General features: G+C 58.2%; 34 protein-coding genes. 33 read left to right on the forward strand and 1 reads right to left on the reverse strand.

Annotation, left to right across the window (positions count from 1 at the left end; genetic code table 11):
- Positions 1–149: 149 nt before the first annotated feature.
- From rpsJ to NAV32_RS16650, 29 genes are all read left to right on the forward strand, one after another.
- Positions 150–461, forward strand: coding sequence for a 30S ribosomal protein S10 (gene rpsJ, locus NAV32_RS16510; protein ID WP_003186070.1), 312 nt, complete (start codon positions 150–152; stop codon positions 459–461).
- Positions 462–542: 81 nt separating this feature from the next.
- The gene (rplC, locus tag NAV32_RS16515; RefSeq protein WP_256053885.1) at positions 543–1,178 is read left to right on the forward strand and encodes a 50S ribosomal protein L3; all 636 of its coding nucleotides are present in this window, start codon (positions 543–545) and stop codon (positions 1,176–1,178) included.
- Positions 1,179–1,190: 12 nt separating this feature from the next.
- The gene (gene rplD, locus NAV32_RS16520; RefSeq protein WP_256053886.1) at positions 1,191–1,793 is read left to right on the forward strand and encodes a 50S ribosomal protein L4; all 603 of its coding nucleotides are present in this window, start codon (positions 1,191–1,193) and stop codon (positions 1,791–1,793) included.
- Positions 1,790–2,089, forward strand: coding sequence for a 50S ribosomal protein L23 (gene rplW / locus NAV32_RS16525; RefSeq protein WP_037025744.1), 300 nt, complete (start codon positions 1,790–1,792; stop codon positions 2,087–2,089). Before rplD ends, rplW begins: the two co-directional genes overlap by 4 nt.
- A 14-nt stretch (positions 2,090–2,103) precedes the next feature.
- Positions 2,104–2,925 carry a 50S ribosomal protein L2 gene (gene rplB, locus NAV32_RS16530; protein ID WP_256053887.1) on the forward strand — a complete coding sequence of 274 codons (822 nt, stop codon included), beginning with the start codon at positions 2,104–2,106 and terminating at the stop codon, positions 2,923–2,925.
- 16 nt (positions 2,926–2,941) lie between these two features.
- Positions 2,942–3,217, forward strand: a complete 276-nt coding sequence (gene rpsS / locus NAV32_RS16535; RefSeq protein WP_021209376.1) for a 30S ribosomal protein S19 — start codon at positions 2,942–2,944, stop codon at positions 3,215–3,217.
- Positions 3,218–3,230: 13 nt separating this feature from the next.
- Positions 3,231–3,563, forward strand: coding sequence for a 50S ribosomal protein L22 (gene rplV / locus NAV32_RS16540; protein ID WP_181082242.1), 333 nt, complete (start codon positions 3,231–3,233; stop codon positions 3,561–3,563).
- 13 nt (positions 3,564–3,576) lie between these two features.
- Positions 3,577–4,263: a 30S ribosomal protein S3 gene (gene rpsC / locus NAV32_RS16545; protein ID WP_256053888.1), complete on the forward strand. Its 687-nt coding sequence runs from the start codon at positions 3,577–3,579 to the stop codon at positions 4,261–4,263.
- Positions 4,264–4,275: 12 nt separating this feature from the next.
- A complete protein-coding gene (rplP, locus tag NAV32_RS16550) occupies positions 4,276–4,689 on the forward strand; it encodes a 50S ribosomal protein L16 (protein ID WP_014854222.1) in 414 nt (137 codons plus the stop codon).
- Entirely contained in the window at positions 4,689–4,880 is a 192-nt protein-coding gene (rpmC, locus tag NAV32_RS16555; RefSeq protein WP_003289209.1) for a 50S ribosomal protein L29, read from the forward strand. Before rplP ends, rpmC begins: the two co-directional genes overlap by 1 nt.
- A gap of 2 nt (positions 4,881–4,882) precedes the next feature.
- Complete coding sequence (gene rpsQ / locus NAV32_RS16560; protein WP_256053889.1) at positions 4,883–5,149, forward strand: 30S ribosomal protein S17; 267 nt, start codon at positions 4,883–4,885, stop codon at positions 5,147–5,149.
- 23 nt (positions 5,150–5,172) lie between these two features.
- Positions 5,173–5,541 (forward strand): 50S ribosomal protein L14, encoded by a 369-nt coding sequence (gene rplN, locus NAV32_RS16565; RefSeq protein ID WP_014854220.1) that lies wholly within the window; start codon positions 5,173–5,175, stop codon positions 5,539–5,541.
- Positions 5,542–5,552: 11 nt separating this feature from the next.
- Positions 5,553–5,867 (forward strand): 50S ribosomal protein L24, encoded by a 315-nt coding sequence (gene rplX, locus NAV32_RS16570; RefSeq protein WP_181082240.1) that lies wholly within the window; start codon positions 5,553–5,555, stop codon positions 5,865–5,867.
- Between the two features lie 19 nt (positions 5,868–5,886).
- Positions 5,887–6,426, forward strand: a complete 540-nt coding sequence (rplE, locus tag NAV32_RS16575) for a 50S ribosomal protein L5 (protein ID WP_256053890.1) — start codon at positions 5,887–5,889, stop codon at positions 6,424–6,426.
- A 13-nt stretch (positions 6,427–6,439) separates the two neighbouring features.
- Positions 6,440–6,745, forward strand: coding sequence for a 30S ribosomal protein S14 (rpsN, locus tag NAV32_RS16580; RefSeq protein ID WP_181082239.1), 306 nt, complete (start codon positions 6,440–6,442; stop codon positions 6,743–6,745).
- Positions 6,746–6,928: 183 nt separating this feature from the next.
- Entirely contained in the window at positions 6,929–7,321 is a 393-nt protein-coding gene (gene rpsH / locus NAV32_RS16585) for a 30S ribosomal protein S8 (RefSeq protein ID WP_014854216.1), read from the forward strand.
- A gap of 12 nt (positions 7,322–7,333) precedes the next feature.
- Positions 7,334–7,867 carry a 50S ribosomal protein L6 gene (gene rplF, locus NAV32_RS16590; protein ID WP_256053891.1) on the forward strand — a complete coding sequence of 178 codons (534 nt, stop codon included), beginning with the start codon at positions 7,334–7,336 and terminating at the stop codon, positions 7,865–7,867.
- 10 nt (positions 7,868–7,877) lie between these two features.
- Positions 7,878–8,228 carry a 50S ribosomal protein L18 gene (gene rplR, locus NAV32_RS16595; RefSeq protein WP_037025758.1) on the forward strand — a complete coding sequence of 117 codons (351 nt, stop codon included), beginning with the start codon at positions 7,878–7,880 and terminating at the stop codon, positions 8,226–8,228.
- Between the two features lie 3 nt (positions 8,229–8,231).
- Positions 8,232–8,732: a 30S ribosomal protein S5 gene (gene rpsE / locus NAV32_RS16600; RefSeq protein WP_256053892.1), complete on the forward strand. Its 501-nt coding sequence runs from the start codon at positions 8,232–8,234 to the stop codon at positions 8,730–8,732.
- Positions 8,733–8,734: 2 nt separating this feature from the next.
- Positions 8,735–8,917, forward strand: coding sequence for a 50S ribosomal protein L30 (rpmD, locus tag NAV32_RS16605; RefSeq protein ID WP_014854212.1), 183 nt, complete (start codon positions 8,735–8,737; stop codon positions 8,915–8,917).
- A 3-nt stretch (positions 8,918–8,920) separates the two neighbouring features.
- Positions 8,921–9,355 (forward strand): 50S ribosomal protein L15, encoded by a 435-nt coding sequence (gene rplO, locus NAV32_RS16610; RefSeq protein ID WP_256053893.1) that lies wholly within the window; start codon positions 8,921–8,923, stop codon positions 9,353–9,355.
- Positions 9,356–10,684 (forward strand): preprotein translocase subunit SecY, encoded by a 1,329-nt coding sequence (gene secY / locus NAV32_RS16615; protein WP_256053894.1) that lies wholly within the window; start codon positions 9,356–9,358, stop codon positions 10,682–10,684.
- 28 nt (positions 10,685–10,712) lie between these two features.
- Positions 10,713–10,829 carry a 50S ribosomal protein L36 gene (gene rpmJ / locus NAV32_RS16620; RefSeq protein ID WP_014854209.1) on the forward strand — a complete coding sequence of 39 codons (117 nt, stop codon included), beginning with the start codon at positions 10,713–10,715 and terminating at the stop codon, positions 10,827–10,829.
- 131 nt (positions 10,830–10,960) lie between these two features.
- Positions 10,961–11,317 (forward strand): 30S ribosomal protein S13, encoded by a 357-nt coding sequence (rpsM, locus tag NAV32_RS16625; RefSeq protein ID WP_014854208.1) that lies wholly within the window; start codon positions 10,961–10,963, stop codon positions 11,315–11,317.
- A gap of 19 nt (positions 11,318–11,336) precedes the next feature.
- Positions 11,337–11,726 carry a 30S ribosomal protein S11 gene (gene rpsK, locus NAV32_RS16630; RefSeq protein WP_019339962.1) on the forward strand — a complete coding sequence of 130 codons (390 nt, stop codon included), beginning with the start codon at positions 11,337–11,339 and terminating at the stop codon, positions 11,724–11,726.
- 17 nt (positions 11,727–11,743) lie between these two features.
- Positions 11,744–12,364, forward strand: coding sequence for a 30S ribosomal protein S4 (gene rpsD, locus NAV32_RS16635; RefSeq protein WP_256053895.1), 621 nt, complete (start codon positions 11,744–11,746; stop codon positions 12,362–12,364).
- A gap of 22 nt (positions 12,365–12,386) precedes the next feature.
- A complete protein-coding gene (locus NAV32_RS16640; protein ID WP_181082232.1) occupies positions 12,387–13,388 on the forward strand; it encodes a DNA-directed RNA polymerase subunit alpha in 1,002 nt (333 codons plus the stop codon).
- Between the two features lie 45 nt (positions 13,389–13,433).
- On the forward strand, positions 13,434–13,820 hold the full coding sequence (gene rplQ, locus NAV32_RS16645; RefSeq protein ID WP_019339959.1) for a 50S ribosomal protein L17: 387 nt from the start codon (positions 13,434–13,436) through the stop codon (positions 13,818–13,820).
- 182 nt (positions 13,821–14,002) lie between these two features.
- A complete protein-coding gene (locus tag NAV32_RS16650; protein WP_256053896.1) occupies positions 14,003–15,463 on the forward strand; it encodes a catalase in 1,461 nt (486 codons plus the stop codon).
- 67 nt (positions 15,464–15,530) lie between these two features.
- Here the strand turns inward: NAV32_RS16650 and uvrA are convergent, their stop codons facing one another.
- Positions 15,531–18,368, reverse strand: a complete 2,838-nt coding sequence (uvrA, locus tag NAV32_RS16655; protein WP_256053897.1) for an excinuclease ABC subunit UvrA — start codon at positions 18,366–18,368, stop codon at positions 15,531–15,533.
- Positions 18,369–18,501: 133 nt separating this feature from the next.
- On the opposite strand from uvrA, the gene NAV32_RS16660 reads away from it, so the two are divergent.
- From NAV32_RS16660 to NAV32_RS16675, 4 genes are all read left to right on the forward strand, one after another.
- Positions 18,502–19,869 carry an MFS transporter gene (locus NAV32_RS16660; RefSeq protein WP_256053898.1) on the forward strand — a complete coding sequence of 456 codons (1,368 nt, stop codon included), beginning with the start codon at positions 18,502–18,504 and terminating at the stop codon, positions 19,867–19,869.
- Positions 19,870–20,049: 180 nt separating this feature from the next.
- Positions 20,050–20,544, forward strand: coding sequence for a single-stranded DNA-binding protein (locus NAV32_RS16665; RefSeq protein ID WP_256053899.1), 495 nt, complete (start codon positions 20,050–20,052; stop codon positions 20,542–20,544).
- Positions 20,545–20,554: 10 nt separating this feature from the next.
- The gene (locus NAV32_RS16670; RefSeq protein WP_256053901.1) at positions 20,555–21,439 is read left to right on the forward strand and encodes a sugar nucleotide-binding protein; all 885 of its coding nucleotides are present in this window, start codon (positions 20,555–20,557) and stop codon (positions 21,437–21,439) included.
- A complete protein-coding gene (locus NAV32_RS16675) occupies positions 21,432–22,361 on the forward strand; it encodes an NAD-dependent epimerase/dehydratase family protein (protein WP_256053902.1) in 930 nt (309 codons plus the stop codon). Before NAV32_RS16670 ends, NAV32_RS16675 begins: the two co-directional genes overlap by 8 nt.
- Positions 22,362–22,548: the final 187 nt, after the last annotated feature.

The raw sequence follows: 22,548 nt of genomic DNA on the forward strand, positions 1-22,548 counted from the left end.
CCATTCGATGAGGAAAGAGGCTCCTTCGGGGGCCTTTTTCTATTGCTGATCATTTATTGACACCCCCTAGACGCATCCGTACAATTGCGCCTCCTTTTACCGGGCGTATTGCGTTTGGTAGGGATGGCTAATTGGAGTCTGAGGTCAAAATGCAAAACCAACAAATCCGTATTCGGTTGAAGGCTTTTGACCATCGCCTGATCGATCAATCAACCCAGGAAATCGTGGAAACCGCGAAACGTACTGGTGCTCAGGTGCGTGGTCCGATTCCACTGCCGACCCGCAAAGAGCGGTTTACCGTTCTGGTCTCTCCGCACGTCAACAAAGACGCGCGCGACCAGTACGAAATCCGTACTCATAAGCGTGTGCTGGACATTGTTCAGCCAACCGACAAGACCGTCGATGCGCTGATGAAGCTTGATCTTGCGGCTGGCGTGGAAGTGCAGATCAGCCTCGGCTAAAACCTGGAGTTTTAGTCGTGTAACGCTCTGAAATGGGCGGCCATAGCGGGTGAAAGCCCCGTACACTCAAGAGGTTACAACATGACTATTGGTGTAGTCGGTCGCAAATGCGGTATGACCCGCGTTTTCACCGAGGATGGTGTCTCTATTCCGGTCACGGTCATTGAGATCGAGCCGAATCGTGTCACCCAGTTTAAGAATGAAGAGAGCGATGGCTATCGCGCTGTACAGATCACTGTCGGCGAGCGTCGCGCGTCCCGTGTCACCAAGGCTCAGGCCGGTCATTTCGCCAAGGCGAATGTGGCTGCCGGTCGTGGCGTCTGGGAATTCCGCCTTGAGGGCGAGGAGTTCCAGGCCGGTGACCAGATCAATGCCGAGATTTTCCAGGCTGGACAGATGGTGGATGTCACCGGTCAGTCCAAGGGTAAAGGCTTTGCCGGTACCATCAAGCGCTGGAACTTCCGTGGTCAGGACAATACCCACGGTAACTCCGTATCCCACCGCGTACCAGGTTCGATTGGCCAGTGCCAGACTCCGGGTCGTGTTTTCAAGGGCAAGAAGATGTCCGGGCACATGGGCGCCGAGCGCGTAACCGTGCAGTCTCTGGAAATCGTGCGTGTCGATGCCGAACGTAATCTGCTGTTGGTTAAGGGCGCAGTGCCCGGCGCCACCGGTGGTGACGTGATCGTGCGTCCGGCCGCCAAGGCTCGCGGGTAAGGGGGAGTTCACATGCAATTGAATGTTAATGGCGCACAAGCCATAGAAGTCTCCGAGCGTACCTTTGGCGCTGAATACAACGAGACGCTGGTGCATCAGGCAGTCGTCGCCTACATGGCAGGCGGCCGTCAGGGCAGCAAGCAGCAGAAGACTCGGTCCGATGTCTCCGGTGGCGGCAAGCGCCCCTGGCGCCAGAAGGGCACTGGTCGCGCGCGTGCCGGTACCACTCGTGGTCCGATCTGGCGTGGCGGTGGTGTGACGTTTGCCGCTCGTCCGCAGAATCACGAGCAGAAGCTGAACAAGAAGATGTATCGCGCTGCGATGCGTTCCATTCTTGCTGAGCTGGTTCGCTCCGAGCGTCTGGTCATCGTTGAAGACTTCATCGTCGACAGCCCCAAGACCAAGCTGCTTGCCAACAAGCTGACCGGTATGGGCCTGAATGACGTGCTGATCGTTTCCGATGCGGTCGATCAGAACCTTTATCTGGCTGCTCGCAACCTGCCGCACGTCGATGTACGTGATGTTCAGGGGTCCGATCCCGTCAGCCTGATCGCCTATGACAAGGTGTTGATCACCGTGTCGGCTGTGAAGAAATTCGAGGAGCTGCTGGGATGAACCAGGAACGCGTATTCAAAGTCCTGCTTGGTCCGCATGTCTCCGAGAAGGCAACCATGCTGGCTGACAGCAAGAGCCAGTTCGTTTTCAAGGTTGCGACCGACGCAACCAAGCTGGAAATCAAGAAGGCCGTCGAAAGCCTGTTCAACGTGAAGGTCGCCAAGGTCAGCACCCTGAATGTTCAGGGCAAGACCAAGCGCACCGCTCGCGGTCTGGGCAAGCGCAACGACTGGAAGAAGGCGTACATCGCACTTCAGCCGGGCCAGGATCTCGATTTCTCCGGCAGTGCTGAGTAAGGAAGGGGTGCATCATGGCAATTGTTAAATGCAAACCGACTTCCGCGGGCCGCCGCTTTGTGGTCAAGGTGGTGGGTCAGGAGCTGCACAAAGGCGCTCCTTATGCTCCGCTGCTCGAGAAGAAGTCGAAAACCGGTGGCCGTAACAACAACGGTCGCATCACCACTCGCCACATTGGCGGTGGCCACAAGCAGCATTACCGTCTGGTCGATTTTCGTCGCAACAAGGATGGCATTCCTGCCATCGTCGAGCGTATCGAATACGACCCGAACCGTACTGCGCACATTGCGCTGCTGAAGTATGCCGATGGCGAGCGTCGTTACATCATCGCTCCCAAGGGTGTCAGTGCTGGCGATCAGCTGCTGTCGGGTGTCAATGCGCCGATCAGGGCTGGCAACAGCCTGCCGCTGCGCAACATCCCGCTGGGTTCCACCATTCATGGTGTTGAGCTTAAGCCGGGCAAGGGTGCCCAGATCGCTCGTTCCGCTGGTGCTTCAGCTCAGCTGGTTGCGCGTGAAGGTGCTTATGTAACGCTGCGTCTTCGCTCCGGCGAAACACGCAAGGTGCTGGCTGAATGCCGTGCGACCCTGGGCGAAGTCTCGAACTCCGAGCACAGCCTGCGTTCGCTGGGTAAAGCAGGTGCCAAGCGCTGGCGCGGTGTCCGTCCGACCGTTCGCGGTGTGGCTATGAACCCGGTTGATCACCCCCATGGTGGTGGTGAGGGTCGTACCTCCGGTGGTCGTCATCCGGTGTCGCCATGGGGCTTCCCGACCAAGGGCGCGAAGACTCGCTCCAACAAGCGCACCGATAACATGATCGTCCGTCGTCGCAAGTAACTAGAGGGATACGACAGTGCCGCGTTCTCTGAAAAAAGGTCCTTTTATCGATCTTCACCTATTGAAGAAGGTCGAAGTGGCGATGGAAAAGAATGATCGCAAGCCAGTTAAAACCTGGTCGCGTCGTTCCATGATCCTGCCGCAAATGGTCGGTCTGACCATCGCTGTGCATAACGGTCGTCAACATGTTCCCGTTCTCGTGAGCGAAGACATGGTCGGTCACAAACTCGGCGAGTTCGCTGGTACCCGCACTTATCGCGGGCACGTAGCGGACAAGAAAGGCAAGCGCTAAGGGGTAAGGAAAGATGGAAGTAGCCGCTAAGTTGTCGGGCGCTCGCATCTCCGCCCAGAAAGCCCGCCTGGTCGCCGACCAGATCCGCGGGAAAGGGGTGGGCGAAGCGCTCAACCTGCTGGCTTTCAGTAACAAGAAAGCCGCCGAGATCATGAAAAAAGTGCTGGAGTCGGCCGTGGCCAACGCCGAGCACAACGAAGGCGCTGACGTGGATGACCTCAAGGTTTCCACTGTCTTCGTCAACGAGGGGCGTTCGCTTAAGCGCATCATGCCGCGTGCCAAAGGCCGCGCTGATCGCATCGTCAAGCGGTCTTGCCATATCACTGTCAAGGTTGCGGACAAGTAACGGAGTCGATCAGATGGGTCAGAAAGTACATCCCACTGGCATTCGCCTGGGAATCGTCAAGGAGCACACCTCCGTCTGGTACGCAGACGGTCGTACGTACGCCGATTATCTGCTTGCAGATCTGAACGTGCGTCAGTACCTCCAAGACAAATTAAAAAGCGCGTCCGTAAGCCGTATCGACATCGCTCGCCCGGCTCAAACCGCACGCATCACCATCCACACCGCTCGTCCCGGCATCGTGATCGGCAAGAAAGGTGAAGATGTTGAGAAGCTGCGTCAGGACCTGACCAAGCAAATGGGTGTGCCTGTGCACATCAACATCGAAGAAATCCGCAAGCCGGAACTCGATGCAATGCTGGTAGCACAGAACGTTGCTCAGCAGCTGGAGCGTCGCGTGATGTTCCGTCGCGCCATGAAGCGCGCCGTACAGAACGCCATCCGCATTGGTGCCAAAGGCATCAAGATCCAGGTGAGTGGACGTCTGGGTGGGGCTGAAATCGCCCGTACCGAATGGTATCGCGAAGGTCGTGTGCCGCTGCACACGCTGCGCGCCGATATCGACTACAACACCTACGAAGCACACACCACCTACGGTGTGATCGGCGTCAAGGTCTGGATCTTCAAAGGCGAAGTGATTGGTGGTCGCCATGAAGAGCTCAAGCCGCAAGCGCCTGCGCCTCGTAAAAAAGCTACCAAGTAAGGAGTACGCCAAATGTTGCAACCCAAGCGTACAAAATTCCGCAAGCAGATGACCGGTCACAACCGTGGTCTGGCTCAGCGCGGTAGCAAGGTCAGCTTCGGCGAGTTCGCCCTGAAGTCTGTTTCCCGTGGCCGTTTGACGGCCCGCCAGATCGAGTCCGCACGTCGTGCGCTGACCCGTCACGTAAAGCGTGGCGGTAAGATCTGGATCCGCGTATTCCCCGACAAGCCTGTCACCAAGAAGCCTCTGGAAGTCCGGATGGGTAAAGGTAAGGGTAACGTCGAGTACTGGGTAGCCCAGATTCAACCGGGCAAGGTGCTCTACGAGATTGAGGGTGTTTCCGAAGAGCTGGCGCGTGAGGCTTTCGCCCTGGCTGCTGCAAAGCTGCCTCTCGCCACCTCCTTTGTTAAGCGGACGGTGATGTGATGAAAGCGAATGAGCTTCGTGAAAAATCCGCTCAGCAGCTGAACGAGCAACTGCTCGAGCTGCTGCGCGACCAGTTCAATCTGCGTATGCAGAAAGCGACTGGCCAGTTGGGGCAGTCTCACCTGCTCTCGCAAGTCAAGCGCGACATTGCTCGTGTCAAGACTGTGCTCAACCAGCAGGCAGGTAAGTGATCATGGCTGAAGTTGAAAAGACTGTCCGCACGCTGACTGGCCGCGTCGTCAGCGACAAAATGGACAAAACCATCACCGTACTGATCGAGCGTCGCGTCAAGCACCCGATCTACGGTAAATACGTGAAGCGTTCGACCAAACTGCACGCCCACGACGAAACCAACCAGTGCCGTATCGGCGACAAGGTCATCATCCGCGAGACTCGTCCGCTGGCGAAGACCAAGTCCTGGATGCTGGTTGATGTCGTTGAACGCGCCGTCGAAGTCTAAGGGCTAGGGGTCGGAGAAATAATATGATTCAGACTCAATCAATGCTCGATGTGGCGGATAACAGTGGCGCTCGTCGCGTCATGTGTATCAAGGTTCTCGGCGGTTCGCACCGCCGTTATGCCGGCATCGGCGACATCATCAAGGTTACCGTCAAGGAAGCGATTCCGCGTGGCAAGGTCAAGAAAGGCCAGGTGATGACCGCTGTTGTGGTCCGCACCCGTCACGGTGTTCGTCGTCCGGACGGTTCCATTATCCGCTTCGATGGCAATGCTGCTGTTCTGCTGAACAACAAGCAGGAGCCTATCGGTACTCGTATTTTCGGGCCGGTGACGCGTGAGCTTCGTAACGAGAAGTTCATGAAAATCGTCTCGCTCGCGCCTGAAGTGCTCTAAGGAGTAGCCGCATGCAAAAGATTCGTCGCAACGACGAGATCATCGTCATCGCCGGCAAGGACAAGGGCAAGCGCGGTAAGGTGCTTCGGGTTCTCGCTGACGACCGTCTGGTCGTTGGTGGTATCAACCTGGTCAAGCGCCATACCAAGCCGAACCCGATGTCTGGCGTTCAGGGCGGTATCGTCGAGAAAGAGGCGCCTCTGCACGTCTCTAACGTCGCTATCTTCAATAGTGAAACCAACAAGGCAGACCGCGTTGGGTTCACCGTCGAAGACGGCAAGAAAATTCGTGTCTTCAAGTCGACCCAGAAGCCGGTTGAAGCTTGAGACTGCTAGGTAGATAACCATGGCACGACTAAAAGAAGTTTATCGGAAGCAAATCGCGCCCAAGCTGAAGGAAGAACTTCAGCTCGGCAACGTGATGGAAGTTCCGCGCATTACCAAGATCACTCTAAACATGGGTCTCGGCGAAGCTATCGGTGACAAGAAGATCATCGATCATGCTGTTGCTGACCTGGAGAAGATCACCGGTCAGAAGGTTGTTGTGACTCACGCCCGGAACTCCATCGCTGGCTTCAAGGTCCGCGAAGGTTGGCCGATCGGCGTCAAAGTCACGCTGCGTGGCAATCGCATGTACGAATTCCTGGATCGTCTGCTTTCGATCTCCCTGCCTCGGGTTCGCGACTTCCGCGGCCTGAATGCCAAGTCCTTCGATGGTCGTGGCAACTACAGCATGGGCGTGAAAGAGCAGATCATCTTCCCGGAAATCGATTACGACAAGATCGATGCGCTGCGTGGTCTGGACATCACCCTGACCACTACCGCCCGGACGGATGAGGAAGGTCGTGCACTGCTGCGCGCCTTCAACTTCCCGTTCCGTAACTGATTGGAGTAGGTACATGGCTAAGCAAAGCATGAAGAACCGCGAGCTGAAGCGTCAGCAGACGGTTGCCAAGTACGCTGCAAAGCGTGCGGCGCTGAAGGCTGTCATCGCCAACCCGAACTCCACGCCGGAAGCTCGTTGGGAAGCCCAGGTTTCCCTGCAGAAGCAGCCACGTGACGCCAGCGCCTCGCGCCTGCGTAACCGCTGCCGTCTGACTGGTCGTCCGCATGGTGTGTATCGCAAGTTCGGTCTTGCGCGCAACATGCTGCGCCAGGCTGCCATGCGTGGTGATGTGCCGGGTCTGGTCAAGGCCAGCTGGTAAAAACGAAGGTCCGGCTAATGGCCGGACTGGATGTTATCGAATCAAGCCCCTCTGGGGCTTGATTCGTTTCATATCTGTCTCTAGAATGTCCGGCTCGCCCGAGCCACGCATTTTTGCGTACTTGTCTAGAAAGCGACACGAGCCCTCGCGGGCTTATTTTTTCGTATTAGGAGCCAAGAGCCCATGAGTATGCAGGACCCGTTAGCGGACATGCTAACTCGTATCCGTAATGCCCAGATGGCCGAAAAGTCCGTCGTGAGCATGCCGTCTTCCACGCTGAAGGTGGCAGTAGCCAACGTTCTTCAGGGTGAAGGCTATATTGCCGGATACAACGTCAGTGGCGATGCAAAGCCGCAGTTGTCCATCGAGCTCAAGTACTTCGAGGGCCGTCCGGTCATCGAAGAGCTCAAGCGTGTTAGTCGTCCTGGCCTTCGCCAGTACAAATCCGTCGACCAGTTGCCGAAAGTTCGTGGCGGTCTGGGCGTTTCGATCGTGTCCACCAACAAGGGTGTGATGACTGATCGTGCTGCTCGCGCCGCTGGCGTTGGCGGCGAAGTGCTCTGCACTGTGTTCTAAGGGGGAATAAGCATGTCTCGCGTTGCTAAAAACCCCGTCAAGCTGCCTGCTGGCGTCGAAATCAAGATGACCGGTCAACAGCTTTCGGTGAAGGGTGCCAAGGGCGCTCTGGAGCTGAACATTCATTCGTCAGTTGAGGTCATCCAGGAAGCGGGTGAGCTGCGTTTTGCCGGTCGCAATGGTGATCAGCAGACTCGCGCAATGGCTGGTACCACTCGTGCGCTGGTGAACAACATGGTAGTTGGTGTCAGCCAAGGCTTTGAGCGCAAGCTCCAGCTGGTTGGTGTCGGTTACAAGGCGCAAGCCAAAGGTCAAGTGCTGTCCCTGGCTCTCGGCTTCTCGCATCCGGTGGAATATGAACTGCCGCAAGGCGTTACCGCTGAGACCCCCAGCCAGACCGATATCCTGATCAAGGGTATCGATAAGCAACTGGTCGGGCAGGTGGCTGCTGAAATCCGTGATTACCGTCGTCCTGAACCTTACAAGGGCAAAGGCGTGCGTTACTCGGACGAAGTGGTTCGTCGTAAAGAAGCTAAGAAGAAGTAGGGCATAGCAAATGAGCCTAAAGAAAGTTACTCGTCTGCGTCGCGCTCGCAAGGCACGCCTGAAGATGCGCGAGCTGGAAGTCGTACGCCTTTGTGTGTATCGCTCTTCCCAGCACATCTACGCCCAGGTCCTCGCGGCCGGTGGCGACAAGGTCCTGGCCAGCGCCTCGACACTCGACAAAGAACTGCGCGGCGGTGCCACCGGCAACGTCGACGCTGCCAAGAAAGTTGGTCAGCTGGTCGCTGAGCGTGCTAAGGCCGCAGGTGTCACCCAGGTGGCGTTCGACCGTTCTGGCTTCAAGTACCACGGTCGTGTGAAGGCACTGGCTGATGCTGCTCGTGAAGGCGGGCTGGAGTTCTAAGTTATGGCATATAACGAGCAAAAGCGCGACGAAGGCTACATTGAGAAGCTGGTTCAAGTTAACCGCGTCGCCAAAACTGTTAAAGGTGGTCGTATCTTCACCTTCACCGCGTTGACCGTGGTGGGTGATGGCAAGGGTCGTGTAGGTTTCGGTCGCGGCAAGTCCCGTGAAGTACCTGCTGCCATTCAGAAGGCCATGGAAGCGGCTCGCCGCAACATGATCCAGGTTGATCTGAACGGTACTACCTTGCAATACGCCATGAAGGCCGCTCACGGCGCTTCGAAGGTGTACATGCAGCCGGCATCTGAAGGTACTGGTGTCATCGCTGGTGGTGCAATGCGCGCCATCCTCGAGGTCGCTGGTGTGCAGAACGTTCTGGCCAAGTGCTATGGGTCGACCAACCCCGTCAACGTGGTTCACGCTACGTTCAAGGGTCTGAAGTCCATGCAGTCGCCTGAGTCGATCGCTGCGAAGCGCGGCAAGAGCGTTGAGGAGATTTCCTGATCATGGCTAACGCAACCGTCAAGGTTACGCTGATCAAAAGCGTCAGCGGCCGTATCCCCAATCACAAGCTGTGCGTCAAGGGCCTTGGCCTGCGTCGCATTGGTCATACCGTTGAGGTTCAGGACACTCCTGAGAATCGCGGCATGATCAACAAGGCTTACTACATGCTCCGTGTGGAGGGCTAAGCCATGCAACTGAACGATCTGCGTTCTGCGCCAGGCGCCCGTCGCGAAAAGCTGCGTCCGGGCCGTGGTATTGGTAGCGGCCTCGGCAAGACCGGTGGCCGTGGTCACAAGGGTCAGACTTCCCGCTCCGGCGGCAAGATTGCTCCCGGGTTCGAAGGCGGCCAGCAGCCTCTGCATCGCCGTCTGCCGAAGTTCGGCTTCGTCTCTCTGAAAGCCATGGATCGCGCAGAAGTGCGTACGTCCGAGCTGGCCAAGGTTGAAGGCGACGTTGTAACTCTGCAGAGCCTCAAAGACGCCAACATCATCAATCACAACGTACTGCGTGTAAAAGTCATGCTGTCCGGTGAGGTTGGTCGTGCGGTGACTCTCAAGGGCATCGCCGCCACCAAAGGTGCGCGTGCGGCTATCGAAGCAGCTGGCGGCAAGTTCGAGGAATAAATGGCTAAGCAAGGTGCTCTCTCCGCGCTGAGTAATGGTGGGCTGTCCGAGCTCTGGGCACGTCTGCGTTTTCTGCTGATGGCGATTATCGTCTATCGGATTGGCGCACACATCCCGGTGCCGGGGATCAACCCCGATAGGCTGGCCGAGCTGTTCCGTCAGAACGAAGGGACCATCCTTAGCCTGTTCAACATGTTTTCCGGCGGCGCGCTGGAGCGAATGAGCATTTTTGCGCTGGGGATCATGCCGTACATTTCGGCATCGATCATCATGCAGCTCATGACCGCTGTTAGCCCGCAGCTGGAGCAGTTGAAGAAGGAAGGTGAGGCTGGGCGACGCAAGATCAGTCAGTACACGCGTTATGGAACGCTGGTGCTGGCTATCGTTCAGGCGGTCGGCATGTCGGTCGGCCTGGCGGGTCAGGGTGTGGCGTTCAGCAACGATTTCGGCTTCTATTTCGTGGCCATCACCACCTTTGTGGCCGGTGCAATGTTCATGATGTGGCTGGGCGAGCAGATCACCGAGCGGGGTGTCGGTAACGGCATTTCGATGTTGATCTTCGCGGGCATCGTTGCTGGTTTGCCGGGCGCGCTGGGGCAGTCTTTCGAGTCTGCGCGGCAGGGTGATATCAATATCATTGCCTTGCTTGCAGTGGGTCTGGTTGCCGTTGCCATCATCGGCTTTGTGGTATTCATCGAGCGTGGTCAGCGGCGGATTGCCGTTCACTATGCCAAGCGTCAGCAGGGCCGCAAGGTGTTCGCTGCGCAGACGAGCCACCTGCCGTTGAAGGTCAATATGGCCGGCGTCATCCCTGCGATTTTCGCCAGCAGTATTCTGCTGTTCCCGGCTTCGCTGGGGCAGTGGTTTGGACAGTCCGAGAGCATGAGCTGGCTGGCAGATATCTCCCAGTCGATCGCTCCCGGTCAGCCTTTGAATATCCTGTTGTTCAGCGCCGGCATCATCTTCTTCTGCTTCTTCTACACGGCATTGATGTTCAATCCGAAAGACGTTGCTGAAAACCTGAAGAAGTCCGGTGCGTTTATCCCGGGAATCCGGCCTGGTGAGCAGTCCGCGCGCTATATCGATGGCGTACTGACTCGCTTGACCATGTTCGGTGCCCTGTACATGACGGCTGTCTGCCTGCTGCCCCAGTTCCTTGTGGTGGCTGCAAACGTGCCGTTCTACCTTGGCGGGACTTCGTTGCTGATCGTGGTGGTAGTGGTGATGGACTTCATGTCGCAAGTGCAGTCACACCTCATGTCTCACCAGTATGATTCCCTGATGAAAAAAGCCAACCTGAAGGGCTATGGCAGCGGAATGCTCCGCTGATTGGTTCGTAAGGTTCGAGGAGTTGGTCATGAAAGTTCGTGCATCGGTCAAAAAGCTGTGCCGCAACTGCAAGATCGTCCGTCGCGAAGGCGTCGTTCGTGTCATCTGCAGTGCAGAACCACGTCACAAACAGCGCCAAGGCTGATTGTGAGCTAAAGCTAGAGCCCGGCAGCTAGTGCGCTGCCGGGTTGATTATTTGTTATTACAGCGTTAGTATCTCGCGCCCTTTTCTTGGCTTCCGGGGCGTTGGGTAGCTGTCAATTGGAGTTTCACTGAATGGCCCGTATTGCAGGCGTAAACATTCCGGATAACAAGCACACTGTTATCTCGCTGACCTACATCTATGGTGTTGGTCGCACTCGTGCGCAGACCATCTGTGCAGCTACCGGCGTAAATCCGGCAGCGAAAATCAAGGATCTCTCCGACGAGCAGGTCGAACTGCTGCGCGGCGAAGTGGCCAAGTTCATCGTTGAAGGTGATCTGCGTCGCGAAGTCAACATGAAGATCAAGCGCTTGATGGACCTGGGCTGCTACCGCGGCCTGCGTCATCGTCGTGGTCTGCCGGTTCGCGGTCAGCGTACCAAGACCAACGCTCGCACCCGCAAGGGCCCGCGCAAGCCGATCCGCAAGTAATCGCGTAGGAATTTAAGTAATGGCAAAACCTGCTGCTCGTCCTCGTAAGAAAATCAAAAAGACAGTGGTTGATGGCATCGCCCACATCCATGCGTCTTTCAACAACACCATCATCACTATCACCGACCGTCAGGGCAATGCGTTGTCCTGGGCTACTTCCGGTGGTTCCGGTTTCCGTGGTTCGCGTAAAAGCACCCCGTTCGCTGCTCAGGTAGCGGCCGAGCGTGCTGGTCAGGCGGCACTGGAATATGGCCTGAAGAACCTCGACGTCAACGTCAAGGGCCCAGGTCCGGGTCGTGAATCTGCTGTTCGTGCTCTGAACGGCTGTGGTTATAAAATCGCCAGCATCACCGACGTGACGCCAATCCCGCATAACGGGTGCCGTCCGCCGAAGAAGCGCCGCGTGTAATCAGGAGACAGTGAAGAATGGCTCGTTATATTGGTCCCAAGTGCAAACTGTCTCGTCGTGAAGGCACCGATCTCTTTCTGAAGAGTGGTGTACGCGCGCTCGAATCGAAGTGCAACATCGAAACCCCACCGGGTGTTCATGGTCAACGTCGTGGTCGCCTTTCCGACTACGGTACTCAGCTGCGCGAGAAGCAGAAAGTTCGTCGTATCTACGGTGTGCTTGAGCGTCAGTTCAGCGGTTACTACAAGGAAGCAGCCAGCCGCAAGGGCGCTACCGGCGAGAACCTGCTGCAGCTGCTCGAGTGCCGCCTGGACAACGTCGTGTACCGCATGGGCTTCGGCTCCACGCGTGCTGAGTCGCGTCAGCTGGTCTCCCACAAGGCAATCAGCGTCAACGGCAAGACTGTGAACGTTCCTTCCTATCAGGTCAAAGCGGGTGACGTGGTAGAAGTACGTGAGAAGTGCCGTAACCAGTTGCGTATCGCCCAAGCCCTGGAACTGTGCGCACAGCGCGGTCGTGTTGAGTGGGTCGAAGTAGATACCGACAAGAAAACCGGTGTTTTCAAGAGTGTTCCGGCTCGCAGTGATCTGTCCGCCGACATCAATGAAAGCCTGATTGTCGAGCTCTACTCCAAGTAAGGGCTAGAAAATAGGTGTATCCATGCAGAGTTCGGTAAATGAGTTCCTGACCCCCCGTCATATTGATGTGCAGGTGGTCAGTCCGACCCGTGCCAAGATCACACTCGAGCCTCTCGAGCGTGGTTTCGGCCATACCCTGGGCAACGCGCTGCGTCGTATTCTGTTGTCCTCAATGCCAGGCTGCGCTGTGGTCGAGGCTGAGATCGACGGCGTGCTCCACGAGTACAGCGCCATCGAGGGCGTGCAGGAAGATGTCATCGAAATCCTGCTCAACCTTAAAGGTATCGCCATCAAGCTGCACGGCCGTGATGAAGTGACCTTGAGCCTGGTGAAGAAGGGCGCGGGCGCTGTTACCGCTGCCGATATCCAGCTGGATCACGATGTCGAAATCGTCAATGGCGATCACCTGATCGCCAATCTGGCGGCCAATGGTTCGATCAACATGAAGCTCAAGGTCGCTCGCGGCCGTGGCTACGAGCCTGCTGATGCGCGTCAGAGCGACGAAGATGAAAGCCGCAGTATTGGCCGTCTTCAGCTTGACGCCACCTTCAGCCCGGTTCGTCGCGTGGCTTATGTGGTCGAAAACGCCCGTGTTGAGCAGCGTACCAACCTGGACAAGCTGATCATCGATCTGGAAACCAACGGCACCCTGGATCCCGAAGAGGCGATCCGTCGTGCTGCGACTATCCTGCAACAGCAGCTGGCCGCGTTTGTCGACCTCAAGGGCGATAACGAACCGGTTGTGGTCGAGCAGGAAGACGAGATCGATCCGATCCTGCTGCGTCCGGTTGATGACCTGGAACTGACCGTGCGTTCGGCGAACTGCCTCAAGGCAGAAAATATCTACTACATCGGTGATCTTATTCAGCGCACCGAAGTAGAGCTGTTGAAAACGCCGAACCTGGGCAAGAAGTCTCTGACCGAAATCAAAGACGTTCTGGCTTCTCGTGGTCTGTCCCTCGGTATGCGCCTCGATAACTGGCCGCCGGCAAGTCTCAAGAAGGACGATAAGGCTACGGCCTGATCGCCCCTAGTCACCGAACTCATCGTTTGGTAAGGAATTTCAATCATGCGTCATCGTAAAAGTGGCCGTCATCTGAGCCGCACCAGCGCACACCGCAAGGCCATGTTTCAGAACATGGCGGTGTCGCTGTTCGAGCACGAACTGATCAAGACCACCCTGCCCAAGGCCAAGGAACTGCGTCGCGTTGCCGAGCCGCTGATCACCCTGGCCAAGGAAGACAGCGTCGCCAATCGTCGTTTGGCTTTCGACCGTACCCGTTCGAAGGCTATCGTCGGCAAGCTGTTCAACGACCTGGGTCCGCGTTACGCCACCCGTCAGGGCGGTTACCTGCGTATTCTCAAGTGCGGTTTCCGTGCTGGTGACAATGCGCCCATGGCTTACGTAGAGCTGGTTGACCGTCCGGTTACCGGTGAAGTGGAAGCTGCGGAGTAAGTCCTCTGCTGTTCAAAAAAACCGAGCCTTGGCTCGGTTTTTTTATGCGTGAAAGATTTGCTCTATCGCAAGCGTTGACCTTCATCATTAGCCGCGATGCTGCGTGCTACCTATGATGATGGCCAAGCAGCAGCTCCTCTCAGGCGCCGCTCAGGTTTCAGATGCATCAAGGAGATACAGTTATGACCGATAAGCCAAGATTGACTACCGTAGCCGGTGCGCCGGTAGCTGAAAACCAGAATTCCTTGACGGCTGGTGTCCGTGGACCAATGTTGCTGCAAGACGTTTGGTTTCTCGAAAAGCTTGCACATTTTGATCGTGAAGTGATCCCCGAGCGCCGTATGCATGCCAAGGGCTCAGGTGCTTTCGGCGAGTTTGTGGTGACTCATGACATCACGCGCTACACCAAGGCTGCGATTTTCTCTGATGTCGGCAAGAAGACGCCGATGTTTGCGCGCTTTTCGACTGTAGCGGGTGAGCGTGGTGCCGCCGATGCAGAGCGTGATATCCGCGGTTACGCCCTGAAGTTCTATACCGAGCAGGGCAATTGGGACATGGTCGGCAACAATACGCCGGTGTTCTTTTTCCGGGATCCGCTGAAATTTCCTGACCTCAACCATGCAGTCAAGCGCGATCCGCGCACCAACATGCGCAGTGCGAACAACAACTGGGACTTCTGGACCAGCTTGCCTGAAGCGTTGCATCAAGTGACTTATGTGATGGGTGACCGGGGTATACCGGCGTCCTACAGGCATATGCATGGCTTTGGTTCCCACACCTACAGCTTCATCAGTGCAGATAACCAGCGTTACTGGGTCAAGTTTCATTTCAAGACGCAGCAGGGCATCAAGAACCTTACCGATGCTGAAGCGGCAGCTATTGTCGCAGGTGATCGGGAAAGTTCTCAGCGTGACCTGTTCGAGGCCATTGAGCGGGGCGAATTCCCGCGCTGGACGATGTATGTCCAGGTTATGCCCGAGGTAGAGGCGGCGTCTTACCGCTTCCATCCGTTCGACCTGACCAAAGTCTGGTCGAAAAAGGATTATCCGCTCATTGAAGTGGGCTACTACGAGCTGAACCGCAACGCCGATAACTACTTCCAGGATGTCGAGCAGGCTGCCTTCACTCCGGCCAATGTGGTGCCGGGCATCAGCTTCTCACCGGACCGCATGTTGCAGGGGCGTCTGTTCTCCTACGGGGATGCTCAGCGCTATCGCCTGGGCGTGAACCATCACCAGATTCCGGTCAACGCGCCTCGCTGTCCGGTGCACAGCTTCCACCGTGATGGTGCGATGCGTGTGGACGGTAACCACGGTGGACGCCTGCACTACGAGCCCAATACTTACGGCGAGTGGCAGGAGCAGCCTGATTTCAGTGAGCCGCCGTTGGCGCTGGGTGGTGCGGCTGACCGCTATGATTTCCGTGTGGACGATGCCGATTACTTCACTCAGCCGGGGGATCTCTTCCGTCTGATGGAGGCCGATGAGCAGGAGCGACTGTTCGGCAATACGGCACGGGCCATGGGTGATGCGGCGCGTCATATCAAGCTGCGCCATATCAAACATTGCTACCTGGCCGATCCGGCTTATGGTGCCGGCATTGCAAAGGCCCTGGATCTGCCGTTGGACGAAGCGCTGGCCTGATTCATGTCCTGAACGAAAAAGCCCGCAGCAATGCTGCGGGCTTTTTGCATTTCGGCTGCTATGCAACTCAGGTTTTGTTTCGCTCCAGGAGCGGTTTGAGAAAATGCCCGGTATGTGACTGCGGCATTTCGGCCACGTCTTCCGGTGTCCCGGTGGCGATGATCTGGCCACCCCTGGAGCCGCCTTCCGGGCCCAGATCGACCAGCCAGTCCGCTGTCCGGATTACATCCAGGTTGTGCTCGATGATCACCACGGTATTGCCGTGGTCGCGTAGTCGATGCAGTACGTCCAGCAGTTGCTGGATATCGGCGAAATGCAAGCCGGTAGTGGGTTCGTCAAGAATGTAGAGGGTCTTGCCAGTGTCGCGCTTGGACAGCTCGCGCGAGAGTTTCACCCGCTGCGCTTCGCCGCCGGAAAGAGTGGTCGCACTTTGTCCCAGCTTGATATACGACAGGCCCACATCCATCAGCGTCTGCAGTTTTCGCTTTACCGCCGGTACCGCATCGAAGAATTCGCGAGCCTCCTCGATGGTCATGCCGAGCACCTCGGTGATGCTCTTGCCCTTGTACTTCACTTCCAGGGTCTCGCGGTTGTAGCGCTTGCCCTTGCATACATCACAGGGCACGTAGATATCCGGCAGGAAGTGCATTTCCACCTTGATCACGCCATCGCCCTGGCAGGCTTCGCAGCGCCCGCCCTTGACGTTGAAAGAGAAGCGCCCAGGTCCGTAGCCGCGTGAGCGCGCTTCCGGAACACCGGCAAACAGTTCGCGAATAGGCGTGAACAGGCCGGTGTAGGTGGCCGGGTTCGAGCGTGGCGTACGGCCAATGGGGCTCTGGTCGATATCGACCACCTTGTCCAGGTATTGCAGCCCGTCGAAGGAATCGTGGGGCGCGACCTCCAGTGTGGTGGCGCCGTTGAGCGCCGTTGCCGTGATGGGGAAAAGGGTGTTGTTGATTAGGGTCGACTTGCCCGAACCGGATACGCCGGTAATGCAGGTCAGCAGGCCTACCGGGATTTCCAGATCGACGTTGCGCAGGTTGTTGCCGCGTGCGCCTTTGAGCTTGAGCAGTTTCTTAGCATCGCGTGGCGTGCGCTGCGGTGGATAGGTGATCTGCACACGGCCGGAAAGGTACTTGCCGGTCAGTGAGTCGGGATGCGCCATCACCTCGTCCGGTGTGCCTTCGGCAACGATACGTCCGCCGTGCACGCCGGCGCCGGGGCCGATATCGACTACATAATCAGCCATGCGGATCGCATCTTCGTCATGCTCGACGACGATCACCGTGTTGCCGATATCGCGCAAGTGGCGCAGGGTGCCGAGCAGGCGCTCGTTGTCGCGCTGATGCAGGCCGATGGAAGGCTCGTCGAGGATGTACATGACACCGACCAGTCCGGCGCCGATCTGGCTGGCCAGGCGGATACGCTGGGCTTCGCCACCGGAAAGGGTATCGGCACTGCGATCCAGGGTCAGGTAATCGAGACCGACGTTGACCAGAAATTGCAGGCGCTGGCAGATCTCCTTGAGGATCTTGTCGGCGATCTCGCCACGTCGACCCGTCAGCGTCAGGGTTGCGAAGTACTCGGCGGCATCACCGATCGGCAGTCTGGTCACCGCCGGCAGGGTCTTGTCGCCAACCCAGACGTGACGCGCTTCGCGACGCAGGCGGGTGCCGCGGCATTCAGGGCAGGGCTGGGTGCTGAGGTATTTGGCCAGCTCTTCGCGAACACTGTTGGATTCGGTTTCGCGGTAGCGCCGTTCGAGGTTGGGGATAATTCCCTCAAACGGGTGTGAGCGTTTGACGATGTCACCACGGTCATTCAGGTAGCGGAAATCGACGTTCTCCTTGCCGCTGCCGCGCAGGATGAATTGCTGGTGCGCTTCGGTGAGCGAGTCAAACGGCTCGTCCAGGCTGAAACCGTAATGCGCGGCCAGCGAGCCGAGCATCTGGAAGTAGTAGACGTTGCGCCTGTCCCAGCCTCGAATCGCGCCCTCCGCCAGCGTCAGCTCGCCGTTGACCAAGCGCCTGGCATCGAAGAATTGTTTGGCGCCCAGCCCGTCGCACGTTGGGCAGGCGCCAGCGGGGTTATTGAAAGAGAACAGCTTGGGTTCAAGCTCGCTGATCGAGTGACCGCAGATCGGGCAGGCGAAGCGTGCCGAGAAGATCATTTCCTCGCGGTTGTCATCCTCGTCCATGGGTGCGGCCAGAGCGATGCCATCGGCCAGCTTGAGCGCGGTCTCGAAGGATTCGGCCAGGCGCTGCTGCAGGTCGCTGCGCACCTTGAAGCGATCCACCACGACATCGATGGAATGTTTTTTCTGCTTGTCCAGTTTCGGCAGCTCATCAAGCTCATACAGCTTGCCGTTGATGCGTGCACGGACAAAACCCTGGGCGCGCAGCTCATCGAACACGGCCAGATGCTCGCCCTTGCGCTCACGAATTACCGGGGCCAGCAGCATCAGTTTGCTGCCTTCGGGCAGTGCCAGAACCTGATCGACCATCTGGCTGACGGTCTGCGCTTCCAGCGGCTCGTCGTGGTCCGGGCAGCGTGGTGTGCCGACACGGGCGTAGAGCAGGCGCAGGTAATCGTAGATCTCGGTGATGGTGCCCACAGTGGAGCGCGGGTTGTGCGAGGTGGATTTCTGTTCGATGGAAATGGCCGGCGACAGGCCTTCGATGGTGTCCACGTCGGGCTTTTCCATCATCGACAGAAACTGCCTGGCGTAGGCCGACAGCGATTCCACATAGCGGCGCTGGCCTTCAGCGTAGAGCGTATCGAAGGCCAATGAGGACTTGCCTGAGCCGGACAGGCCGGTAATCACGATCAGTTTGTCGCGCGGCAGGGTCAGGTCGATGTTCTTCAGGTTGTGGGTACGAGCTCCACGAATCAGAATCTTGTCCAAAGCAGCCTCGCGTGGCGGGCGAAAACCGGAAATTATACGGCCCGGGCGGCGGCGCGGCAAAATTACGCGCCTGTGCCAGGTAGAGGATGACTGCTAGAATCGCCGCCGGTTCATTCGAGCGAGACCCCTACAAATGCAGGACCCCTACAGCGAGCGCATGAACGCCAGCGAAACTCGTGCAGCTTCCGGGCTGGCCATGGTTTTCGCGTTTCGCATGCTTGGCATGTTCATGGTGCTGCCGGTACTGGCGACCTATGGCATGGGCCTGCAGGGCGCCACGCCAGCGCTGATCGGTCTTGCCATCGGTGCTTATGGTTTGACCCAGGCGGTGCTGCAAATTCCCTTTGGCATGCTCTCCGACCGCATTGGCCGCCTGCCGGTGATCTATTTCGGCCTATTGCTGTTTGCGCTGGGTGCCGGGCTTGCGGCCATGGCTGACTCGATCTGGGGGGTGATTGCCGGTCGGGTACTCCAGGGCGCCGGGGCGATCTCGGCTGCGGTAATGGCGCTGCTTTCCGATCTGACCCGTGAGCAGCACCGGACCAAAGCCATGGCCATGATCGGCATGAGCATCGGTGTGTCCTTTGCGGTGGCCATGGTGATCGGGCCGTTGCTGACCCAGGCATTCGGGCTTGCCGGTCTGTTCTGGATAACGGCGGCGCTGGCGCTGCTGGGTGGCGTGATCGTCGCGACCCTGCCGCGCGCTCAGCAGCATCTGCAACATCGTGAGTCGGGCCTGGCGAAGCAGGCGCTGGGCGCGACCCTGCGTCATCCGGATCTGTTGCGCCTGGATTTCAGCATCCTGGCCCTGCATGCCATCCTCATGGCCAGCTTTGTCGCGTTGCCGCTGGCGCTGGTAGATGAGGCCGCGCTGCCCAGGGAGCAGCACTGGTGGGTATACCTGACCGCGCTGCTGGTCGGTTTCCTGGCGATGATCCCTTTCATCATCTACGGCGAGAAGAAGCGCCAGATGCGCCGTGTGTTGCTGGGCGCGGTCGGCGTGCTGCTGCTGTGCGAACTGTTTTTCTGGCTGTTCGGTCATGGCCTGTGGGCGCTGGTGTTTGGCATGGTGATCTTCTTCACTGCCTTCAATCTGCTGGAGGCTTCGTTGCCGTCGCTGATCAGCAAGGTCGCTCCGGCTGGTGGCAAGGGCACGGCGATGGGTGTGTATTCCACCAGCCAGTTCCTGGGAGCGGGCCTGGGCGGGATTCTCGGTGGCTGGCTCTATCAGATGGGTGGGCTTGATCTGGTGTTCGCCATTTGCGCGGCGCTTGCCGCGTTGTGGCTGCTGGTCGTGCGCAGCATGCGTGAGCCGCCCTATGTCAGCGGCCTGCGGCTGCCGCTGTCGGATACCGCTCGGGCCAACCCTGATCTGGCGGCGCAGTTGCTGGCAGTGCCTGGCGTATCGGATGCAGTGGTGCTGGCAGATGAAGGCGCCGCCTACGTCAAGGTAGATACGCAGAAAGTCGACAGGGCCGAACTTGATCGGCTGGTGCTCTAGTCAGTCTGTTGTTCGGATTGCGATACAGACGGCAAAAACCACTCGGGTCGCAAACTTGCGTGCATGTCGGTTGGACGGTCCGGGTGGCTGAGGTAATATTCGCGGTCATTGGCTTTTTCCTGATCACAGGAAGTGTTTTGCTCAGCCAACCCAATTCACGTTCCAGATAAGGAGTTACCCATGGCCAGAGGGGTGAATAAAGTCATCTTGATCGGCAATGTCGGCGGCGACCCGGAAACCCGCTACATGCCCAATGGCAATGCGGTGACCAACATCACGCTGGCAACCACCGACAGCTGGAAGGACAAGCAGACCGGCCAGCTTCAGGAACGTACCGAATGGCACCGTGTCGTGCTCTTCGGCAAGGTTGCCGAGATTGCCGGCGAGTACCTGCGCAAGGGCTCGCAATGCTATATCGAAGGGCGTCTGCAGACCCGTGAGTGGGAGAAGGACGGCGTCAAGCGCTATACCACGGAAATCGTGGTCGACATGGGCGGTACCATGCAGTTGCTCGGCGGTCGTGGTGGCAGCTCCGACGATGCTCCGCGCCAGTCGCAGCCGCGCCCGCAGCGTGAACCACAGCAGGCAGCGCGACCAGAGCAGTCTCAGCCGAAGCCGGCCGCCCAGCAGCCGGCAGCCGACTACGACAGTTTCGACGACGATATTCCTTTCTAGAGCTTCTTTCATGCGAATGCGCCTGATGCTGTTGGGCGGCGGCAATGCCCTGGGCCAGGCGCTCATCCGCCTTGGCGCCGAGGAAGACATCGGTTTCCTCGCGCCTTGCCCGCCCGATCAGGGCTGGGATGCGCCCAGCCTGACCCAGTTGCTCGACGACAACCGCCCAGATGTCGTGATCAACCTTGCCTACTATTTTGACTGGTTCCAGAGCGGCAAGGTCGATGAGGCTGTGCTGGCCAGCCAGGAGCGAGCTGTGGAGCGCCTGGCGGAACTCTGCCAGCATCATCAGCTCGTTCTGATCCAGCCGTCCAGCTACCGGGTTTTCGATGGTGCGCGCACCACGGCCTACAGCGAGAAGGACGAAGTGGCTCCGCTGGATGCCCGCAGTCGTGCGCTTTGGCGTATCGAGCAAAGTGTGCGGGCGCTTTGTCCCAGGCATGTTCTGCTGCGCTTCGGCTGGTTGCTCGATGACAGTCCGCATGGCTTGCTGGGCCGTTTTCTAAGGCGTCTCGAACAGGACGAGCAGTTGGCGCTCGCCGATGATCGACGTGGCAATCCCACGCCTGTGGATGATGCGGCGCGGGTCATGCTGGCTGTGATCAAGCAGCTCGATTGTCAGGCGCCGCTCTGGGGTACCTACCACTATGGTGGACAAGAGGCTTCGACGCCGCTGGTGGTGGGTCAGGCCTTGCATGCCGAGGCCAGCCAGCATCGCCCGCTAAGGGTCGAAAGCCTGACCCCTATTGCGCATGCCGACTGTGATGATGCTGCAGATGAACCGCAGCATGGCGTGTTGTCCTGCAAGAAAATCTTCAATACCTTCGGCGTCAAGCCACGCACCTGGCGTACAGGGCTGCCGAGCCTGCTGGAGCGATATTACCGCCATGGCTGAATCACTGATTCTGGTAACCGGAGGTGCCGGCTTCATCGGCTCCAACCTGGTTGATGCGCTGCTGGCCCGTGGGTATTCAGTGCGGGTTCTGGACAACCTTTCTACCGGCAAGCGCAGTAATTTGCCGGTAGATGATCGGATTGAGCTGATCGAGGGTGATGTGGCTGATGCGCAGGTGGTGCGCAACGCCTTGCAAGGCTGTTCGGCGGTGGTGCATCTGGCGGCGGTTGCCTCGGTGCAGGCTTCTGTAGATGATCCGGTCGGCACCCATCAGAGCAATCTGGTTGGCACGCTGAATCTGTGTGAAGCGATGCGTGAGGCCGGTGTGCGGCGGGTGGTCTTCGCCTCCAGCGCGGCGGTCTATGGCAATAATGGCGAAGGTCAGTCCATCGACGAAGACACGCCCAAGGCGCCGCTGACGCCCTACGCGGCGGACAAGCTCGCCAGCGAATACTATCTCGATTTCTACCGGCGCCAGCACGGACTGGAGCCGGTGGTGTTCCGTTTCTTCAATATCTACGGCCCGCGTCAGGATCCTTCTTCACCGTACTCAGGCGTGATCAGCATCTTTACCGAGCGGGCGCAGCAGGGCCTGCCCATCACTGTGTTCGGTGATGGCGAGCAGACGCGTGACTTTCTCTACGTCGGCGATCTGGTCGAACTGCTGGTGCAGGCGCTGGAATGCAAGGAAGCGCAAGAAGGCGCGATAAACGTCGGGCTCAACCGCGCCACATCGTTGAATGAGCTGTTGGCAGCGATTGGTGATGTGCTCGGCGGGCTGCCGTCGGTCAGCTACCAGGCGGCGCGCACTGGTGATATCCGTCATTCGCGGGCGAACAATGCGCGATTGCTGCAGCGTTTCCGCTTGCCTGAGCCGGCGACTGATATGCGCAGTGGACTGGCGAAATTGCTGGGGCGCTGAACGTTCTGCCCGCGTCCTCGGCTGTGTGTTCCGTCTGAGGTTTCGCTTCGGCGGTAGGGTGGATAATGGCGCAGCCTTATCCGCCATTGGTTACATAAGCGGCCGTGAGTGGGTGGAAAACGCTTCGCGGTTTTCCACCCTACGTTTGGATCAGCAGCGAGTCTTTGAAACAACAAAGGCGCCCTCG

This window comes from Stutzerimonas stutzeri (genome assembly GCF_024448695.1).
GTDB classification, from domain to species: domain Bacteria; phylum Pseudomonadota; class Gammaproteobacteria; order Pseudomonadales; family Pseudomonadaceae; genus Stutzerimonas; species Stutzerimonas stutzeri_T.

Bases quoted from the DNA above. Each gene is read 5' to 3' on its own strand.
- rpsJ (WP_003186070.1), top strand. From the start codon at position 150: ATGCAAAACCAACAAATCCGTATTCGGTTGAAGGCTTTTGACCATCGC.
- rplC (WP_256053885.1), top strand. From the start codon at position 543: ATGACTATTGGTGTAGTCGGTCGCAAATGCGGTATGACCCGCGTTTTC.
- rplD (WP_256053886.1), top strand. From the start codon at position 1,191: ATGCAATTGAATGTTAATGGCGCACAAGCCATAGAAGTCTCCGAGCGT.
- rplW (WP_037025744.1), top strand. From the start codon at position 1,790: ATGAACCAGGAACGCGTATTCAAAGTCCTGCTTGGTCCGCATGTCTCC.
- rplB (WP_256053887.1), top strand. From the start codon at position 2,104: ATGGCAATTGTTAAATGCAAACCGACTTCCGCGGGCCGCCGCTTTGTG.
- rplV (WP_181082242.1), top strand. From the start codon at position 3,231: ATGGAAGTAGCCGCTAAGTTGTCGGGCGCTCGCATCTCCGCCCAGAAA.
- rpsC (WP_256053888.1), top strand. From the start codon at position 3,577: ATGGGTCAGAAAGTACATCCCACTGGCATTCGCCTGGGAATCGTCAAG.
- rplP (WP_014854222.1), top strand. From the start codon at position 4,276: ATGTTGCAACCCAAGCGTACAAAATTCCGCAAGCAGATGACCGGTCAC.
- rpmC (WP_003289209.1), top strand. From the start codon at position 4,689: ATGAAAGCGAATGAGCTTCGTGAAAAATCCGCTCAGCAGCTGAACGAG.
- rpsQ (WP_256053889.1), top strand. From the start codon at position 4,883: ATGGCTGAAGTTGAAAAGACTGTCCGCACGCTGACTGGCCGCGTCGTC.
- rplN (WP_014854220.1), top strand. From the start codon at position 5,173: ATGATTCAGACTCAATCAATGCTCGATGTGGCGGATAACAGTGGCGCT.
- rplX (WP_181082240.1), top strand. From the start codon at position 5,553: ATGCAAAAGATTCGTCGCAACGACGAGATCATCGTCATCGCCGGCAAG.
- rplE (WP_256053890.1), top strand. From the start codon at position 5,887: ATGGCACGACTAAAAGAAGTTTATCGGAAGCAAATCGCGCCCAAGCTG.
- rpsN (WP_181082239.1), top strand. From the start codon at position 6,440: ATGGCTAAGCAAAGCATGAAGAACCGCGAGCTGAAGCGTCAGCAGACG.
- rpsH (WP_014854216.1), top strand. From the start codon at position 6,929: ATGAGTATGCAGGACCCGTTAGCGGACATGCTAACTCGTATCCGTAAT.
- rplF (WP_256053891.1), top strand. From the start codon at position 7,334: ATGTCTCGCGTTGCTAAAAACCCCGTCAAGCTGCCTGCTGGCGTCGAA.
- rplR (WP_037025758.1), top strand. From the start codon at position 7,878: ATGAGCCTAAAGAAAGTTACTCGTCTGCGTCGCGCTCGCAAGGCACGC.
- rpsE (WP_256053892.1), top strand. From the start codon at position 8,232: ATGGCATATAACGAGCAAAAGCGCGACGAAGGCTACATTGAGAAGCTG.
- rpmD (WP_014854212.1), top strand. From the start codon at position 8,735: ATGGCTAACGCAACCGTCAAGGTTACGCTGATCAAAAGCGTCAGCGGC.
- rplO (WP_256053893.1), top strand. From the start codon at position 8,921: ATGCAACTGAACGATCTGCGTTCTGCGCCAGGCGCCCGTCGCGAAAAG.
- secY (WP_256053894.1), top strand. From the start codon at position 9,356: ATGGCTAAGCAAGGTGCTCTCTCCGCGCTGAGTAATGGTGGGCTGTCC.
- rpmJ (WP_014854209.1), top strand. From the start codon at position 10,713: ATGAAAGTTCGTGCATCGGTCAAAAAGCTGTGCCGCAACTGCAAGATC.
- rpsM (WP_014854208.1), top strand. From the start codon at position 10,961: ATGGCCCGTATTGCAGGCGTAAACATTCCGGATAACAAGCACACTGTT.
- rpsK (WP_019339962.1), top strand. From the start codon at position 11,337: ATGGCAAAACCTGCTGCTCGTCCTCGTAAGAAAATCAAAAAGACAGTG.
- rpsD (WP_256053895.1), top strand. From the start codon at position 11,744: ATGGCTCGTTATATTGGTCCCAAGTGCAAACTGTCTCGTCGTGAAGGC.
- NAV32_RS16640 (WP_181082232.1), top strand. From the start codon at position 12,387: ATGCAGAGTTCGGTAAATGAGTTCCTGACCCCCCGTCATATTGATGTG.
- rplQ (WP_019339959.1), top strand. From the start codon at position 13,434: ATGCGTCATCGTAAAAGTGGCCGTCATCTGAGCCGCACCAGCGCACAC.
- NAV32_RS16650 (WP_256053896.1), top strand. From the start codon at position 14,003: ATGACCGATAAGCCAAGATTGACTACCGTAGCCGGTGCGCCGGTAGCT.
- NAV32_RS16660 (WP_256053898.1), top strand. From the start codon at position 18,502: ATGCAGGACCCCTACAGCGAGCGCATGAACGCCAGCGAAACTCGTGCA.
- NAV32_RS16665 (WP_256053899.1), top strand. From the start codon at position 20,050: ATGGCCAGAGGGGTGAATAAAGTCATCTTGATCGGCAATGTCGGCGGC.
- NAV32_RS16670 (WP_256053901.1), top strand. From the start codon at position 20,555: ATGCGAATGCGCCTGATGCTGTTGGGCGGCGGCAATGCCCTGGGCCAG.
- NAV32_RS16675 (WP_256053902.1), top strand. From the start codon at position 21,432: ATGGCTGAATCACTGATTCTGGTAACCGGAGGTGCCGGCTTCATCGGC.